This window comes from Streptomyces sp. NPDC055013, from assembly GCF_053608645.1.
In genome coordinates, this window is the sequence record NZ_JBSGVW010000072.1 from 1 (window position 1) to 14,629 (window position 14,629).

The 14,629-nt window shown below is 66.3% G+C and carries 17 protein-coding genes and 1 pseudogene; 7 read left to right on the plus strand and 11 right to left on the minus strand.

Going from position 1 to position 14,629, the window contains the following annotated elements:
* Positions 1-176: 176 nt before the first annotated feature.
* From ACWGDB_RS41430 to ACWGDB_RS41440, 3 genes and pseudogenes are all read right to left on the minus strand, one after another.
* Positions 177-383, minus strand: a pseudogene (locus tag ACWGDB_RS41430) (IS110 family transposase); the annotation flags it as partial.
* A gap of 79 nt (positions 384-462) precedes the next feature.
* A complete protein-coding gene (locus tag ACWGDB_RS41435) occupies positions 463-693 on the minus strand; it encodes a hypothetical protein (RefSeq protein WP_453827213.1) in 231 nt (76 codons plus the stop codon).
* A 255-nt stretch (positions 694-948) separates the two neighbouring features.
* Positions 949-1,218, minus strand: coding sequence for a hypothetical protein (locus ACWGDB_RS41440; RefSeq protein ID WP_453827214.1), 270 nt, complete (start codon positions 1,216-1,218; stop codon positions 949-951).
* A gap of 435 nt (positions 1,219-1,653) precedes the next feature.
* On the opposite strand from ACWGDB_RS41440, the gene ACWGDB_RS41445 reads away from it, so the two are divergent.
* From ACWGDB_RS41445 to ACWGDB_RS41455, 3 genes are all read left to right on the plus strand, one after another.
* Positions 1,654-2,397: an alpha/beta fold hydrolase gene (locus tag ACWGDB_RS41445; protein ID WP_453827229.1), complete on the plus strand. Its 744-nt coding sequence runs from the start codon at positions 1,654-1,656 to the stop codon at positions 2,395-2,397.
* Positions 2,398-2,485: 88 nt separating this feature from the next.
* Positions 2,486-3,898: an NAD(P)/FAD-dependent oxidoreductase gene (locus tag ACWGDB_RS41450; protein WP_453827215.1), complete on the plus strand. Its 1,413-nt coding sequence runs from the start codon at positions 2,486-2,488 to the stop codon at positions 3,896-3,898.
* Positions 3,899-4,847: 949 nt separating this feature from the next.
* Positions 4,848-5,795 carry a trimeric intracellular cation channel family protein gene (locus ACWGDB_RS41455; protein WP_453827216.1) on the plus strand — a complete coding sequence of 316 codons (948 nt, stop codon included), beginning with the start codon at positions 4,848-4,850 and terminating at the stop codon, positions 5,793-5,795.
* Positions 5,796-5,908: 113 nt separating this feature from the next.
* Here the strand turns inward: ACWGDB_RS41455 and ACWGDB_RS41460 are convergent, their stop codons facing one another.
* The 4 genes from ACWGDB_RS41460 to ACWGDB_RS41475 all read right to left on the minus strand — a co-directional run bounded on the left by ACWGDB_RS41460 (position 5,909) and on the right by ACWGDB_RS41475 (position 8,877).
* Positions 5,909-6,073, minus strand: coding sequence for a hypothetical protein (locus ACWGDB_RS41460; protein ID WP_453827217.1), 165 nt, complete (start codon positions 6,071-6,073; stop codon positions 5,909-5,911).
* Positions 6,074-6,688: 615 nt separating this feature from the next.
* Positions 6,689-7,327 carry a transposase gene (locus tag ACWGDB_RS41465; protein WP_453827218.1) on the minus strand — a complete coding sequence of 213 codons (639 nt, stop codon included), beginning with the start codon at positions 7,325-7,327 and terminating at the stop codon, positions 6,689-6,691.
* A gap of 213 nt (positions 7,328-7,540) precedes the next feature.
* Positions 7,541-8,227, minus strand: coding sequence for an SDR family oxidoreductase (locus tag ACWGDB_RS41470; RefSeq protein WP_453827219.1), 687 nt, complete (start codon positions 8,225-8,227; stop codon positions 7,541-7,543).
* Positions 8,224-8,877: a hemerythrin domain-containing protein gene (locus tag ACWGDB_RS41475; RefSeq protein ID WP_453827220.1), complete on the minus strand. Its 654-nt coding sequence runs from the start codon at positions 8,875-8,877 to the stop codon at positions 8,224-8,226. Before ACWGDB_RS41475 ends, ACWGDB_RS41470 begins: the two co-directional genes overlap by 4 nt.
* Before the next feature lie 111 nt (positions 8,878-8,988).
* On the opposite strand from ACWGDB_RS41475, the gene ACWGDB_RS41480 reads away from it, so the two are divergent.
* Positions 8,989-9,630, plus strand: a complete 642-nt coding sequence (locus ACWGDB_RS41480; protein WP_453827221.1) for a TetR/AcrR family transcriptional regulator — start codon at positions 8,989-8,991, stop codon at positions 9,628-9,630.
* Positions 9,631-9,687: 57 nt separating this feature from the next.
* Here the strand turns inward: ACWGDB_RS41480 and ACWGDB_RS41485 are convergent, their stop codons facing one another.
* From ACWGDB_RS41485 to ACWGDB_RS41495, 3 genes are all read right to left on the minus strand, one after another.
* On the minus strand, positions 9,688-9,876 hold the full coding sequence (locus tag ACWGDB_RS41485; protein ID WP_453827222.1) for a DUF6087 family protein: 189 nt from the start codon (positions 9,874-9,876) through the stop codon (positions 9,688-9,690).
* On the minus strand, positions 9,873-10,187 hold the full coding sequence (locus ACWGDB_RS41490) for a hypothetical protein (protein ID WP_453827223.1): 315 nt from the start codon (positions 10,185-10,187) through the stop codon (positions 9,873-9,875). Before ACWGDB_RS41490 ends, ACWGDB_RS41485 begins: the two co-directional genes overlap by 4 nt.
* A gap of 1,122 nt (positions 10,188-11,309) precedes the next feature.
* On the minus strand, positions 11,310-12,044 hold the full coding sequence (locus ACWGDB_RS41495; protein WP_453827224.1) for a hypothetical protein: 735 nt from the start codon (positions 12,042-12,044) through the stop codon (positions 11,310-11,312).
* Positions 12,045-12,121: 77 nt separating this feature from the next.
* Here ACWGDB_RS41495 and ACWGDB_RS41500 point away from each other — a divergent pair, with 77 nt between their 5' ends.
* From ACWGDB_RS41500 to ACWGDB_RS41510, 3 genes are all read left to right on the plus strand, one after another.
* Positions 12,122-12,694 carry an ArsR/SmtB family transcription factor gene (locus ACWGDB_RS41500; RefSeq protein WP_453827225.1) on the plus strand — a complete coding sequence of 191 codons (573 nt, stop codon included), beginning with the start codon at positions 12,122-12,124 and terminating at the stop codon, positions 12,692-12,694.
* Positions 12,695-13,070: 376 nt separating this feature from the next.
* Entirely contained in the window at positions 13,071-13,457 is a 387-nt protein-coding gene (locus tag ACWGDB_RS41505) for a hypothetical protein (protein ID WP_453827226.1), read from the plus strand.
* A gap of 393 nt (positions 13,458-13,850) precedes the next feature.
* Positions 13,851-14,273 carry a hypothetical protein gene (locus ACWGDB_RS41510; protein ID WP_453827227.1) on the plus strand — a complete coding sequence of 141 codons (423 nt, stop codon included), beginning with the start codon at positions 13,851-13,853 and terminating at the stop codon, positions 14,271-14,273.
* Here the strand turns inward: ACWGDB_RS41510 and ACWGDB_RS41515 are convergent.
* The coding region (locus tag ACWGDB_RS41515; protein WP_453827228.1) for a transposase at positions 14,270-14,629 on the minus strand (360 nt) is incomplete at its 5' end. The genes ACWGDB_RS41510 and ACWGDB_RS41515 overlap by 4 nt on opposite strands.

Sequence of the window (14,629 nt, forward strand, 5' to 3'; positions counted from 1 at the left end):
GGTGAAGATTCGACACCTCCACCACACACGGGGGCCTTCGCCACGATCAAGACCGCGCCGCGTTAACAACGCTCGTGATCAATACACCTAGCACCGGGGAACGGCCGAGGTCGGGCTAACGCTGCCGCGGGTCAGCCGACGGGCATGGGAGTTGGGGGGTGCCTCCATGTCTTTCGTCAAGCGCGGCGTGGGGTTCTGGGTTCGTAGAAGCTGCCGTCGCGGAGCAGCGCGAACAGCACGTTGATCCGTTGTCGGGCCAGGCAGAGAAGGACTTGGATGGGAGTTTTCCCGCGGGCTCGGCAGCGGTCGTAGTAGCTGCGGGAGACGGGATCGTGCAGGGTTGCGAATGCGGACGTGAACATCGCGCGTTTGAGCTGCCGGTTCGATGCCGAGTTGCTGCAGGCGTTCGCGCTGCCCGTCCATCAGCCCCTGCCACACGGTGTGCTGGCGCTGCTTGGCGAGTCACTTGCCGATGTCCAGACCGTGGACGGTGACGCCCGGTTCCACGTGCGCGGCCCCGCTCTCTTCCATGAGCATCTCCCGCACCGCCGCGTAGTGCCGCTGCCAGTCGGTCGGCAAGGCGGGGTTCCAGCCCGGGTCGATCTCCCGCAGCGCCGCTTCCCACTCGGGGTGGCCCTCCAGTGCGCCGGCCCGGTGCTGGTTGGACAGCCGTTGCCCGACCGGCCGGTCCAACGCGGTCGCCCCACGAGGAGCGCACAGTGTCCAGTGGTCGTCGTAGTACGTGCGAGCGGCTTTCGAGGTTCTCCTGGAAGCGTTCGTCCGCGACGGACCAGGCCATGCCGAGCTTCTCCAGCCGGGCACGCGCGCCGGTCATCTGGCCGGCTCCATACGCCCGCCGCTGTTCGGCGATCCACTGCCCGACCGGTTACGCGCCTTCCTTGTGGCCCATCGGGACCTGGGCGTGGCCCTCTCGTTCGGGGAACCGCTTCAGTGCTGCCCAGCCGCGGGCCCGTCCTGCCGCTCGGTGTCGATGACGTTGAAGGACACCCAGTCCGCGACCAGGTTCGGGTCGTACGGGGGGAGCAGCAGGCGGTGCTCCTCGCCGTTCTCCGGAGGGGTGCCGATGGACTGGGACGGCTGTGCCTGGTCCTTCTGCGGTTCCTGGGGGATGGCGAGGAGCTCGACGGCTTCTTCGTCGTGGGCCCGCAGGCCCTGGAGGACCTTGACCAGGGGCCAGTGTGAGGCGGAGGTGAACATGTCCTGGGCCGTTCCTGAGACGAAGGTCCTGGGACAGGGTAGCGCGATTTATTCCGGGAGTCGGCAGCTTTATTCCGGCCCTGATTGTCTTGTGACATCTCCTTGCGGAGGCCACTGTCGGAGGTCCAATGGGGTCGTCTCTCCAGCAGGCAGCTGAGTGGGCGGGTATCCAGTCGAGTACGACAAGGGGAAGTGATGGGACGTCTGCGTCATGTGGTGGTAATCCCGGGGAATGCAAGTGGCTCGAGAAGCACATCTTCAATGTCCGCATCGACCGGCCATACTACGGCCGGTCGTGCACGCCCCTGGCAGCGAACAGTTCGTGGGGATCCCACATAGCAGAGGAGTTGAGGTCCTGAAGCAGCCCATGAGCTGCGCACACGAGCCTCAAGAGAGCCACATATCGAAGCTGACCATTCATACTTCGGGAAAATGATGACCGCTGTTTTCGTTCACGGAGTACCCGAGACCGGGCGCCTTTGGGACCCACTCCGGCGCCACCTCAAAGCTGAATCTCTCGCTTTGAACCTGCCAGGTTTTTCGACGCCCCGGCCAGCCGGGTTCGGTGCGACGATGGACGACTACGTCCGCTGGCTGTCAGTCGAGTTGAGGGGCATCTCAGGACCTGTCGACCTGGTGGGGCACGACTGGGGCGCACTTCTTGTGGCACGCGTCGCCATGCTGGACTTCCTGCCGCTGCGAAGCTGGGCGATGGACGTCGCGTCTATCCTTCACCCCGACTATGTCTGGCACTATCCGGCCCAACGGTGGCAGACCTCGGGGGCGGGAGAACAGTGGGCGCAGACCACGCGGGGAAATACAGCCGTCGCCACTGCCGCGCTTACGGCCGCAGGTGTTCCCGCCGAGGATGCCGCGGGCATGGGTGCACAATTCGACGCCACTATGGCTGGCTGCATCCTGGATCTTTACCGCTCCGCGACGCCCAACCCATACGCTCATTGGGGCGCAGACCTGACTCGGACAGCAGCCCCTGGCCTAGTGCTCCAGCCCCAGAGCGACCCCTACGACGACCAGATCAACTCCCAGAAGGTTGCCGAGCGTCTCGGAGCGCATGTGGAATGCCTGCCGGGCCAAACTCACTGGTGGATGCTGAGCGCTCCCGAAGAGGGTGCCGCTGCCTTGCTGCGGTTCTGGAGGACGGTGGGCATGGACTCGTGAGTACGGCTCGGCGCCCAGTAGCGCCGAACCAGCTCTGGCGTGGTGTTACCGCCGAACTTGATCGGACACAGAAGGGATAAACGCAGCCGTGTCGGACGCATTGATCCTGGGCAGCGGCCCGGCAGGGTTGATGACTGCAATCTTGTTGGCGGCAGAAGGCAGGCAGGTCACCCTCGTCGACCGCGATCCACCACCCCCCAAGGGCGGGGGAGACGACCTGTATGCCGGTTGGAAGCGCCCCGGCGTGCGTCAGTTTTCACAGGCGCACCTCCTATTGCCAGGAGGATTCCGCCTACTGGCCAAGGAGTCTCCGGAGTCGGTGGACCGCATGCTCGACCTGGGCGCCGTCAGCCACAACATCATCGCAGGAGCATGGCATGTCGGCGCGATAGACGGCCCGCGCGAGGATGACGGCCGGTTCGAGACAGTGGCCGTACGGCGTCCTGTACTTGAGGCCTCTTTGTTTGCCGTGGCGGAGGGGCACCCCGGCATTACCGTGCGACGTGGCCTCCAGGTCAACCGGTTGAGTACGGAGGAGCCCCGCGCAGGCCAATGCTGGCGCGTCACAGGGGTAATCTGTGAGGGGGGCGAGGAGATCAACGCCGAATTGGTCATTGACGCCTCAGGCCGGGGTGCGAGCGGGGCAGCAATGCTCAGGGATGTGGGACTCGCACCGCACGAGCAGCGGGCGGAGGCGGGTTTTCGCTACTACACGCGGTTCTTCCGTTCCGAAGACCTAGCCTCCCGACTGCCGCCATGGGCGGGGTTTCAGCACGACAGCGTCAGCATCCTTGTCCTGCCCGGTGACTCCGGAACCTGGTCGGTGACTTTCGTGACGTCCGACCGCGATCAGGAGCTCCGGGGTCTGAGCAACCGCGATGCCTGGCACCGAGCGATACAGCTCTACCCAACCGAAGCACATTGGGCTGAAGGGAAGCCCGTCACGGGTGTGATCGCCACCGGTGGTCTACGCAGCGCGCACCGTCGTCTCGTCGTAGCTGGAGCGCCTGTGGTCACCGGGATCGTGGCAGTGGGAGACGCATGGGCCTCCACCAACCCGTTCTTCGGCGCTGGCATGACCACGGCGTTCCGGCATGCTGCACTGCTCCGGGACACGATGCGCCTTGTTGACACGAAGGACGCCATGGCATTTTCAATGGCGTTCGCCGCTGCGACAGAGCGTCACCTGCTGCCACTTTGGCGTGGTTTTGACGACTGGGACCGGCACCGCCTGGCCGAGGTGGATCACGAGATGATGGGCCAGTGCTACACGACGGACGATCCCTTCTGGCAGAAGCGCGTAGCACTCGAAGGGGCACGCGCGAAGGACCCCGATGTCCTGCGTGCCGTCGCCGACGTGACCGGCCTCCTCGCGGGCCCGGAGGTGTTGGCAAGGCCCGGTCTCAAAGAGCGGATAGCCGAATTGAGCGCCGGGGCTTCTCGCTATCACTATCCCGGCCCCGTGCGCCGCGAGTTGCTTGCCGCAGTCACCGCCGAATGACCCAGGTAGCTACTGCTGTAGGGGGATGCCGCGCACGTGCCGGCGTCCCCTGCTGCTGAGGTTGGCCGACTTCGTCCGGCACCCGCCCGCGAGCACCTTCCGCCGCTATCAGTCACTCCTAGGCCACGCGGCTCCCGCGTTGAACTCGCCAGCGCGAGGCTATGGTCAGTTGCTCCCAACTCATCACTCGCCGTCGGTGTAGTGGCCTAAGGGCTTGCCGGGAATTAACACGTTGGTTTGATCTTGGTTTCGTCGGTGTCGAGGAATCGGGCAACGTCGTTGGGTGAGGCTGATCCTTTGGAGTGGACACCCTGACAACGCATCTTGATGGTCCAGGGAGGGATATCCAGGTGGGACGCAAGTCTCCGTATCCGGAGGAGTTCCGGAGGGATGCCGTCGCGCTCCACCGCGCCGCGGCTGGCAAGCGTACGTTTGCGGCGGTGGCCGCGGATCCGGCATCACCGCGGAGTCGCCGCGGACGTGGGTTCGCAAGGACGACTCACAGCAGGCTCGCGCCGAGCGCCGGGCCGAGGAGGAGCGGACCGTGAGCGAGATCCGCGCCATCCACGCAGAACACCAGCTGCGAGATGATTTAATCCGCATCCGAAGGCCTTGCGACTGCTTCGCGGCTAAGTAGGCTGGAGTTCACGAAGACTCACGGATCCCACGAGTGACGCAAGGCGAAAAAGCGATCACGCGCGAAAATTCCAGCATTTCCCGCCCGGGGACGCAGAGGCAGTGGCGTGAGTGCTGTTGGTCATGCCGTGTCGATCCGTCGTTCAGGTCCTTCGGCTAAGAGCGTAGAACGAATGCACCCGTTGCAGGTACCACAACGTGAAATAGTGATCGGGCGTTCGCCGATACCCCACGCCCTCTTCGCCGGAGCAGTTCAAGATGTCGCGGCCTTCAACGGTTCGCACGCTTACCAGCCTTCAGGGAGACCTGGCCCATGCCGATCGAGGAACTGAACGGTGCTGTCCAGTACGTAATGGATCTCATAGGTATCTTCGCCTTCGCTCTCTCAGGGGCGTTCCTCGCGGTACGCAAGGACTTCGATATCTTCGGGACGGTCATCCTCAGTGAGGCGGCGGGCCTTGGCGGCGGTCTCTTCCGTGACCTGGTGCTCGGGATCACCCCGGTCGCTTTCACCGACCTCGGCTACTTCTTCACGCCCTGCGTCGCTGCGCTGATCGTTTACTTTGGCTACCGGCTCCGCCATGACGAAAAAGTGTACGAGGGCAAGCCATTCGACATCTCCGACGCGGCGGCGCTGGGACTCTTCAGCGTCACCGGCACGATCAAGGCGCTCTCCCACGGCCTCAACAGTCCCGCCGCCGTCACGCTCGGCAGTGCCAGCGCCGTCGGTGGCGGCGTCCTCGCGTATCTCCTCGCTCTCGAACAGCCGGCGCTGCTCCGCTGGAACCGTGATCTGTACGCACTGCCCGCGTTCGTCGGCGCGACATCGGTCGCAATGCTGTACGAGTCGGCGCTGCTGAACATTGGTACCGCCATTGGTGCCTCACTGTTCGCTTTCGGGCTGCGGCTCCTCGCGCTGCGTTACAGCTGGCGAACCCCGCGTTCGCAGTTCTGGCGCAATCCGTTCGCAGGCATGCGGCAACAGCCGCCGCCGACGAATCCGGCCCCGGACCTCGCGCCGTCCATGCAAGCCGACATGGCCACATTGCCCTCCGTCAATGTTGGCAGCAGCGCGCCACCCCCCTCGGCCACCGACACAGTCACACTGCGGCGCATCGATATGGGGCCGCTATCCGGACGCGGTGACGGTGTCCAGGCAACGACTCCAACGCCGGGCCCCGACCGAGACCCGCGGCTCCTTCTCCACTGGCCGGCGCGACGAAACCACAATGGTCAAGACCATGCATCACCGGGCAGGTAGATCGGGCAAGACAGGCTCCAATCGCTATCACGCCAACTCGTAAGCTTGACTCTGTCGGGGATCTTGGAGGTGCCCAGGTCAGGTGCCCGGGGTTCGCCAGGACTTCGGTCGGGTTATCTGGCGCTGGTCGAGGTAGTTCTGGAAGGCGGTCGGCCGACGGGCCGTGGGTGCTTCTTCGGTCGTGGCAGTGCGCTGAGGCGCTCGATGTTGACGGCGATGGCCGTCAGGACGGGCCAGATGTGGGCCTTTCTCTGGCCTCGGTAGCGGCAGCGTCGCATGCCGTGTCAGTGGGCGGACTCGTTGACGGTTCTCTCCACTCCGGAGCGGACCGCGTAGCGGGTCCTCGACTCAAGGCGTCTGTTGCTCGGCGCGGAGACGGACTTGCAGGTCGCGGAGTTCTCGTGGAGGAAAGCCCACAGTTCGGGTGCTTTCGCGGGAGGTGGTGCACTGGTGCGGGCCGGGCAGGGCCGGCACTGACTCTTGGCGAACCTGGCCACGATCAGCGGGGCTGCGGTGGGTGAGGAGGACGGGTAAGGGCCGTGCCAACCCTGGCTGACCTGGCTCCGGGGGCAGGTGACCTGCTGCCGGTCGTAGTCGATGTGGAAGTCGTCCCGGGCGCTCTCGTTCTGGCGTTGTTGGCGGGTGGGGGTTGCTTCGCAATGGCCCGGAGACGGTGACCTGGTGTTGACGGGTGGTTTGTTCCAGATAGGGCAGGGTGGGTGTAGCCAGCGTCGACCAAGTGCTCGGCGGGCAGGAGCCCGCGGCGTGACAGGCGGGTGGATGCCGGGCAGGACCTGGCTGTCGTGGGTGGTCGCCGCGGTGGTGGCCACGTCCGTGTTCACGTTGGGGCCGTCAGGATCACAGGCCTCGGTCTGATGAGCGGCGAACCCCTTCTAGCTGATGATGTGTCCGTGCCATGCGTAGCGGGCCGAGGGGTCGTAGGGAGAGACGATCGCCCAGGACGAGGGCGGCAGCCCGGGCCCGCCTTCAGTCTCGGCGGTGCGCCAGCGCAGGTGCCCTGCGGCGTCGCGGTGGTAGTTCTGCACCATGATCTGCCGCAGGGCATGGATGCGAGGGCCGGACGTGCGGTCTGCCCCGTGCCGGTAGAGGTGTTCCAGGAGCCGGACGGCGTCCTTTCCGATGTCAAGGATCCTTGTCTTGGGCTTGGTGGGGTTCTTGCCCCGGCGGACCGGTCGGCCGTAGCGGTGCCCCCAGTCCTCGTCGACCAGGTCCTCCAGCAGGTCAGATCCCGCACCGCGGTCGGCGCGGTCGCCTTCGGCGAGACGGTCTCGGAAGTCGGCCAGCACGCTGTGGTGGAAGCCGGGGTCGTCCAGCTCCATGGCCATGGCGTACTTGAAGTCGATGCGGCAGCGGACCGCCTCGGCGGCCTGCCGGTCCGGCAGGGTGAGCAGGAACTGCAGGACACAGACGGTGGCCAGTTGAGCAGGCGAGAGACTTGGGCGCCCATCACGCGGGTACCAGTCGGCGAAGTCCTCGTCGCACCACAGTCGATCCAGCGGTCGCGCATCCATATCGCCGTCGTGCCACCCGGGTTACTCGCCCGCGCGACCTGCACGGTCAGAGGCGGGACATGCTCACCGGAACGCGGGCGCAGGGACAACGGGCACCTCGACAACTGCATCGCTCATCGGAACTACCCGAGCATGCCCGTTGACCATGCTGCCGCACCGCGAAACTCCAAGCTCCCAGACAGAATCAAGCTCAGTTGCCAATGCTGTTGTGGGTCAGGTGGCCAGCAGGCCGCCGTCGATGTACAGGTCGTGGGCGTTGATGCCGGTGTTGCGGAGCAGGAAATCGGTGGCGTCGGCGATCTCGGCCATCGTCACCAGTCGTCCGATCGGTGTCTGGGCCGAGTGCGGTGGGTTGGGAACGTCGCGCCATTTGGGGCTGTCGCCGATCAGGCCCGGATGCAGGGCGTTGACGCGGTGCGGAGCCATCTCCACCGCGAGGGTCTTCACCAGGCCGGTGATTCCGGCGTTGAAGGTGGTGACGACGGTCGAGCCTGGATATGGGCGCTCTTTGGCGAGCCCGCCGAAAAGAACAACGGAAGCGCCTGGACTCAACCGGTCGCGCAGCACACGGACGGTCTCGGCGTAGCCGACGAGTTTCATCGTCACGGCCGTCACGGCATCAGTGATGTTGAACTGCGCCAGCGTGTTCGCGGCCTGCCCGACCGCGGTGATGACAAGATTGTCGACCTCGGCCACGTCGGCCAACGAGGCGCTGATCGTTTCGGGTTGGGCAAGGTCGAGGGCCAGCCCCCGGACGCTGACGCCGATCCCGGCGGCAATGGTCTCGGCCCGTGCCTTGTCCCTGCTGGTGATGATGACGTCGTCACCGCGGTCTGCGAAGTACTGGGCGATCACTCCGCCCAGGCCGCCGCTGCCGCCGACGATGAGTGTGCTGGTCACGCGATGACCGTCCTTACGTTGTCGGTTGTGTGAAGGCTGTTCAGGGTGGCTTTGGCCTGCTCACGCATGGCCGGCACGAGGGGAAGAACGGCTTGGGGCAGGTTCGCTGTGACCACCGCGAGCTCGGCGGGAGTGCCCACCTGTTCGAAGAAACCAAGGTTGAGGTGGGCCCCTACGGGTGGGGCCGAGGCGATCACCGCGCGGGAGAACTCGGTCCAGGCTTCATCTGACATATGCGCTGCCAGCGCGGGAAACAGCACCGGTTCCTCGTGCTCAAGGTGCTGGTGCACCAGGTCGCGCACACTGGCTGCCGCGGCGACCACCGCTGCCCGGTCCGCATCGTCCTGCACGGGAGCGGCGGCGAGCGCGTCCAATGCCGCGTCCAGCGCATCGTGTTCCGTGCTGAGTTCGCTCAGCATGGCGCCGGCCAGCGGGTCGGCGGCGATCAACTGCGGCCAGAGCACATCGTCTTCGCTCTCGTGGTGATGCCGCAGCGCCGCCACCAGGAAGTCACGCAGTTCGGCCAGTGCGGCCGACGGGGCGTCGTCGCGCTGTGCGGCGTCGGCCAGCAGGGACGTCGCGGCCCGGTGCATCTTGTGCAGTAGCCGCGTCTCGACGATCCCCGCGGACTCCGGCGGATTCGTGCTCACAACAGCCTCCAATCTCAATGGACTCTTAATGTCCACTTGGATATTAAGCGTACCAGCGGTCAGCGAGAACCTCGGTGGCCCGCAGTACAGTGATCAGATGAAGGAGTCGCCATGAACGGTCAGGAAGCGTCCGAGAAGCCACTGCGCACGCGCCGACGGGACCCGGAGGGACACCGAGCGGCCATTCTGGAGGCGGCCCGTCACACCTTCGCCGAGCGTGGTTACGCCCGCACGACCCTCCGCGAAATCGCGCGCCGAGCCGGTGTCACCCACGGTCTGATCACGCGTCAGTTCCGGTCCAAAGAGCGGCTCTTCCTCGCGGCTGTACCCGGTAACAGCGACCTGGAACGGGTAGTTGCCGGAGACCCGGCGACCTTGCCCGACCGGATCGCCCATGCCTTCGTCCAGCGGATGGAGACCGACGCCGTCAACGACCCACTCGTCGCCCTCGTGCGCAGTGCCGCGTCCGACGAGCGTGCAGCCGCTCACCTCCTGGTCGCGATGCAGGAGCGCAGTGCCGCTGCGTACCGGTCCGTGCTCGCCCCCAATGCACCGGCAGCGCTCGGCGATGACTTGGACATCCGCGTAGCACTCGTGGGGTCACACATGATCGGAGTGGTCTTCAGCCGGTACATCGCACGAACCGAGCCACTTGCCTCGATGCCACCCGAGCAGCTCACCGAACACCTCACCCGGATACTGCGGCACATCCTCTTCGATGATGCCCCCGCATCTCGGAATCCGCCCCAGTGAACAGGGGTTTGTCCACGCGGAGGTCCGTGTCGGGGACTACGAGGACATCGCAGCCGATCAAGACATGAACGACAGACGAGTCGGAACATACGCCGAGAGAGTTTCGACGCGCGGGCGCAGGACGCGCTGAGACTCAGTGAGGTTCGCCGCGAATTCGTGAGGCTCCCAGGCGCTCCCGTTCCACCGCGGGATGACGCGAGGCGCGTCGGGGTTGAGGTGTGAACCCTTCGGGCTGTCGCTTGTCACCAGCGGGACAGCCCCGCAGGCGTCCGATCCTCGCGTCCCGGCGCTCCGCCCAGTTCGGCCTGGTGCTGCCCGGCATGCCGCTCGGCCCGCTGCTCACCGAGTACCTGCCCGACCGGCTCGACGCCCGGGCGGGCGAACACGTCCGCAGTGTCGAAGGCACCGCTTGCCACTACCTCCAGCGCCTGGCCGTCCTTCACACCTACCTCGTCGAAGCCGCCGCCGGCAGCGACCGCTACGAACTGATCCGCTCCGCCGGGATCGGCCACAACCTCCTGTGGGACGCCGCCGACCTGCTCCACACCGATGCCCACGGCACCTGCCGGGTCTCGGCGCAATTGATGGACCGGGAGCGGGTTGATGGTCCAGCTCGCCGACCAAGTCGCCCCGGTCCTCGAGCACATCTGTGCCAGGCCGGCATCCACCCAGGCGAGCCACGCCCATGGCAACGCAGGCCCGCTGGGTCCCTTCCCACCCGGCTTCGAGCGGGTTACGCCGCCGACACCACAGTCCACCCACTGCACTGCACTGCACCGCTGAAGGGATCCCGAACCATGGCCAAGGCAGAGCCCGACGATTTAGACCGCACCACTGACGTGCATCTCCTCTTCGCGCACGAGCCGTACTACCCCGGCGACGGCCCGCAGGAGATCAACGCGACCGTGGTCGCCGCAGCCCCTCTGCTTCACCCCAAGGTGCGTCAGCCCGAGGGCGCCCGGATCCACGACCGCCTCACCCGGGGACGTCGGCCGGGCGAGATCATCCCGCTGGCCACATCACCCACGAACTGGACGGCGGCGCCCACTGGCCGTACGTCGGTGACTGGGAGAAAGTCACCACCGACCTCGTCCGGCTCGTGCGCGCCGCAGAGTGCGACGCCCTCAGCCTCGGCCTGCCCGAGATCGCCCGCGCCCTCATCTGTACCGGCCTGAACAACCACGTAAGCACTCTCGACACCGCAGCCGGCCAGACCCTCACCTACGTACGGCCCGAAGGAACGCGCTGCCGTCCTGACGGAGATCGATACGTACCTTGCTTGCCTCGTTGGCGAGCAGGACTTGTGGCCGGCGAGGGCTGCTGCCCCCGCTCTTCGACCAGGCGTAGGACCGCCCTCCACGGGTCAGTTCTCCGGGGAGCAGCTCCGCGGGTATGGGGAGCAGCGGACCATGAGGAGGACGGCGTATCGACCCTCGCGACGGTGCGGCCACGGATGAAGGTCACGGGCTCCGGCTCTTGCGCGGCGGTTCTCGCCGATGGCCTTCAAGCTTGCTCCGCCCGAGCCCGCTGGAACGCCGTGAACGCACCTCCCCTCGTCGTCCTCCTCCGGGCCGGAGCCCGCTTCGAGGCCTGCCACGTCGTTGAACGCTCTGAGGCTCAAGCGGCCTGAACCACCTCAACTGGCGTGTATGAATGCGCAATTACTCAGGGGAGCCGGCTTAAATGTAGGGCCGGATGGCCACCGTGACATCCATGTCGAAGGCATTCGATCCTGCCGCGGACGGCAGGTCCAGGGCCCGGTCGAGCGCGCGGCCGAGGGGGCCGCAGCCGCCCGTGCGCGGGGCGGCGAACTCCGCGTCCTGGGTGCCGAAGGTGACGACCAGAGGGTCCTTGGATATCACCTGGGTGGGATCGGTGTCCTTGAGTACTAGGTGGATGGCGTCCTCATCGCTGCCCACCGAGCAGTGCGGCGATGGCAGGGCCGGCAGGCCGTGCGCCCAGCCGATGGCGAACTTGATGTCGAATTCGCCGCGTCGGGTGTCGTCGGACAGGAAGTCCGAGTAGCCGCCGTACTGCGGAGTCAGGGTCAACGGGGCGTCTCCGAACCGGATCGGCGCAGCGGTCATCTCCCCGAAGACCTGGCGGAATTCACCGTCCACTCGGCCTTCCGCAAAGGTGATCTTCATGGGTTCGGTGATCGCCTCGTCGACGGCGCCCATGCGCAGATGCCCCGTGGCGTGCATGACCTCGCAGCGCCAGGTCCCGGGGTCCGCACCCGCGGGCAGCTCATAGACGGTCGGGCAGGCGGAGAAATCGAACTCGGACAGATCTGCGGCCCGTTCAGCTCCATGCGCGGGTGTGGCGCCCAGGGCGAGTCCGGCAAGTAGGGCCCCTGCGGCAGCACTTGTGAAGCGGTGGACTGTGCGATTCAAGGTCACGCGGTTCGGCGTCATGGACCACAGCATTGCAGAGGTTTCTCTGCAGAGGAAGGTCTGCAGAGAAAGTGCTGCTGTCTGGATAGACTGCTGCCATGACGGAAGAGCACAGAGCGGAAGCCGCAGGGCGGCGCACAGTCGACAGCCCCGACGTGCTCAAGGCCCTCTCACACCCTCTGCGCCTGCGCATCTTGCGCCACCTCGGCACGGCCGGCCCGGCCACCTCATCCACGCTGGCCGCCGCCCTCGGCGAAAACACCGGGACGCTCAGCTACCACCTGCGCATGCTGGAGCGCAGCGGGCTCATCGAGGACATCCCCGAGCGCTCCACCGGGCGTGAGCGCTGGTGGCGCGGGGTGCGCGGCCTCGACATCCGCAGACCGCCGCAGGGTGAACTGACGGAGGCCGAGCGCGTCATGTCGGCCGAGCTGGACCGGATGAGGATGGAGGAGGACGTCGAGCTCGCCCGGCAGTTCACCGCCGGACAAGCGGAGTCCGAAGGCTGGATGCGGGGTTCACGCAGCCTCATCCACCTCACGAAGGCTGAGCTGGACGCGTTCCATGACGACTATCTGGCTCTGCTCGCGCGCTATGCCCGCGGGCCCGAGGACGCCCCCGACGACGCACGACCTGTCCTCCTCCGCTGGTTCGGCCTGCCTGCTGACTGACCGGCAGCCGGCCGACGAACGGTCCAGATCGGCCAACTGACCGTACGGGTGAGTCGAAGAAAACGGACCAGGTCGGGCCGACGTCTTCACGGGCAGCCACGGTCGCGGCCAGAGGGATCGATGACGTACCAGGTCACGTCCAGCTTGCTGACGAGCGGGCGGCCAACCGCGAGCTGATGTAGGGGCGGGTTCAAGTGACCGTGCTTCCCGGGAGTTTGAGCGCATGGACGACCGGCTGCTTTCTGCCCCGGCTGGCCAGGCGTGACCGGGCGCGTGACTGGTTTCGATCACTGTTCGTCCAGGAAGGGGCCGTGATCGCTTCTTCGCCGCAGGTGCCGGGTCTGTCCTTGCGGAACTCAAAGACACGCTCGACCGTATGCGCCGTCATCGGCGCACACGACGAAGCGCGGATGCAGGCACCGCCGAGCGGGCCTGGCGAGCGCTGGACGAGCTGAGTCGAGAGGGGAACGCCGCCGCACTACGGGCGAAGCAGGCCCTGGACCGTCTGCGGAACGCGGGAGCGCCCCTCTGGAACCCCCTCCTTGGCAATCCGCCGGCCGCGTGCGAGGAAGTGATCGAGGCTCTCAACGCGGTTCCCCAACTCAAACGTCAGCAAGTACGGCGGCTGCTGGCGAACGCGGCAGTCCCGCTCGAGTACGAGCGCAACCGGTTCGAGACCGTGCGCAACGCACGACGGGCACTGACCGAGCGACGGCGCAGATACCAAGAAGCGCGGTATGAGCTGATCTCGGCTGCCCGGTGACGGGCTGAGCACAAACGAACCGTAGGGCAGCCGAGAAGCGCCCCTCAGCGACTTCGAGCTGGAGCCACTCCTCAAGGGGTTCGATCGCGGCTCGGCCCCGGGCACATGAGCTCCGTGGTCGGCCGCGGCTTGTCCGGGAGCCCGTTTCTGGGTTTCCGGACGGCTGCCGGTGCCGGCTGGACCGCTGCACCGTCGGCGACTTTCTCAACGGCGGGCTTGGTGTTTACAGGTGGGTCCAGGGGTGGTGTTGGCCTCCGGTCAGCGGCACTCACACTGAGCCTGAGGGGTCGTGGTGTTCGATGTCTTCCAGGATGGTGGCTCCGGGGGGGTGCCCCTATGTCTTTGGTCAAGGTGGATGGGTGCTGATTCGGGGGCGTCTGGAACGATGTGCCTGTGCATGCTGATGATCAGGTTGGCGAGGGTGTCTCTGCGGAGCTCGCGGTGTTTCTCCGGAACGCTGCCGACGGCCGTCCGGTGAAGATCGTTCCTTCCGTCTGCGGCGGGTGTGGCGGGCGCGTGTTCTTCGTGCTCGTCGACGATGTCGAGGGCGGAGCCGAGCGGGTGTGCGTTGGTTGCGGAGGCCGTGCGTTCATCGCGGATAGCGATGAGTTCTGGGAGGACGCGGATCCGGGTGAGGCATGCTGCCCGTGCGGGAGCGAGGAGTTCGAGACCGTGGTCGCGTTCTCCCTGGCCGACGACGGATCGGTCCGCTGGGTGACCGTTGGGCTGCGGTGCCGGAAGGACGGCGCCGTTGGGATCTATGCCGACTGGAAGATCGACTACGGCCCCACGGATCACCTCTTGACCATGGTCTAGGTCTGCGGAGCGACCGCCCGGACCGGCTGCGGTTCGTAGAAGGTTCCGTCGCGGAGCATGGCGAAGAGGACGTCCGCCCGTCGTCTGGCGAGGCAGAGCAGGGCCTGCGTGTGGTGCTTTCCCTGGGCGATCTTCTTGTCGTTGTAAGCCCGCGATGCCGGGTCGCCCAGGGCAGCGAACGCGGAGAGGAAGAAAGCCCGTTTGAGCTGCTTGTTTCCCCTCCGGGACGGCTGTTCGCCGCGGATCGACGACCCCGAACTGCGGGTCGCCGGTGCGAGTCCGGCGTAAGCGGCGAGGTGGCCTGCGGTCGGGAAGGTGCTGCCGTCACCGACCTCAATGAGGATCCTGGCTCCGGT

Bases quoted from the DNA above. Each gene is read 5' to 3' on its own strand.
- ACWGDB_RS41505 (WP_453827226.1), top strand. From the start codon at position 13,071: ATGCGCCGTCATCGGCGCACACGACGAAGCGCGGATGCAGGCACCGCC.
- ACWGDB_RS41495 (WP_453827224.1), bottom strand. From the start codon at position 12,044: ATGACGCCGAACCGCGTGACCTTGAATCGCACAGTCCACCGCTTCACA.
- ACWGDB_RS41480 (WP_453827221.1), top strand. From the start codon at position 8,989: ATGAACGGTCAGGAAGCGTCCGAGAAGCCACTGCGCACGCGCCGACGG.
- ACWGDB_RS41455 (WP_453827216.1), top strand. From the start codon at position 4,848: ATGCCGATCGAGGAACTGAACGGTGCTGTCCAGTACGTAATGGATCTC.
- ACWGDB_RS41460 (WP_453827217.1), bottom strand. From the start codon at position 6,073: ATGCGACGCTGCCGCTACCGAGGCCAGAGAAAGGCCCACATCTGGCCC.
- ACWGDB_RS41445 (WP_453827229.1), top strand. From the start codon at position 1,654: ATGACCGCTGTTTTCGTTCACGGAGTACCCGAGACCGGGCGCCTTTGG.
- ACWGDB_RS41465 (WP_453827218.1), bottom strand. From the start codon at position 7,327: ATGGATGCGCGACCGCTGGATCGACTGTGGTGCGACGAGGACTTCGCC.
- ACWGDB_RS41440 (WP_453827214.1), bottom strand. From the start codon at position 1,218: ATGTTCACCTCCGCCTCACACTGGCCCCTGGTCAAGGTCCTCCAGGGC.
- ACWGDB_RS41500 (WP_453827225.1), top strand. From the start codon at position 12,122: ATGACGGAAGAGCACAGAGCGGAAGCCGCAGGGCGGCGCACAGTCGAC.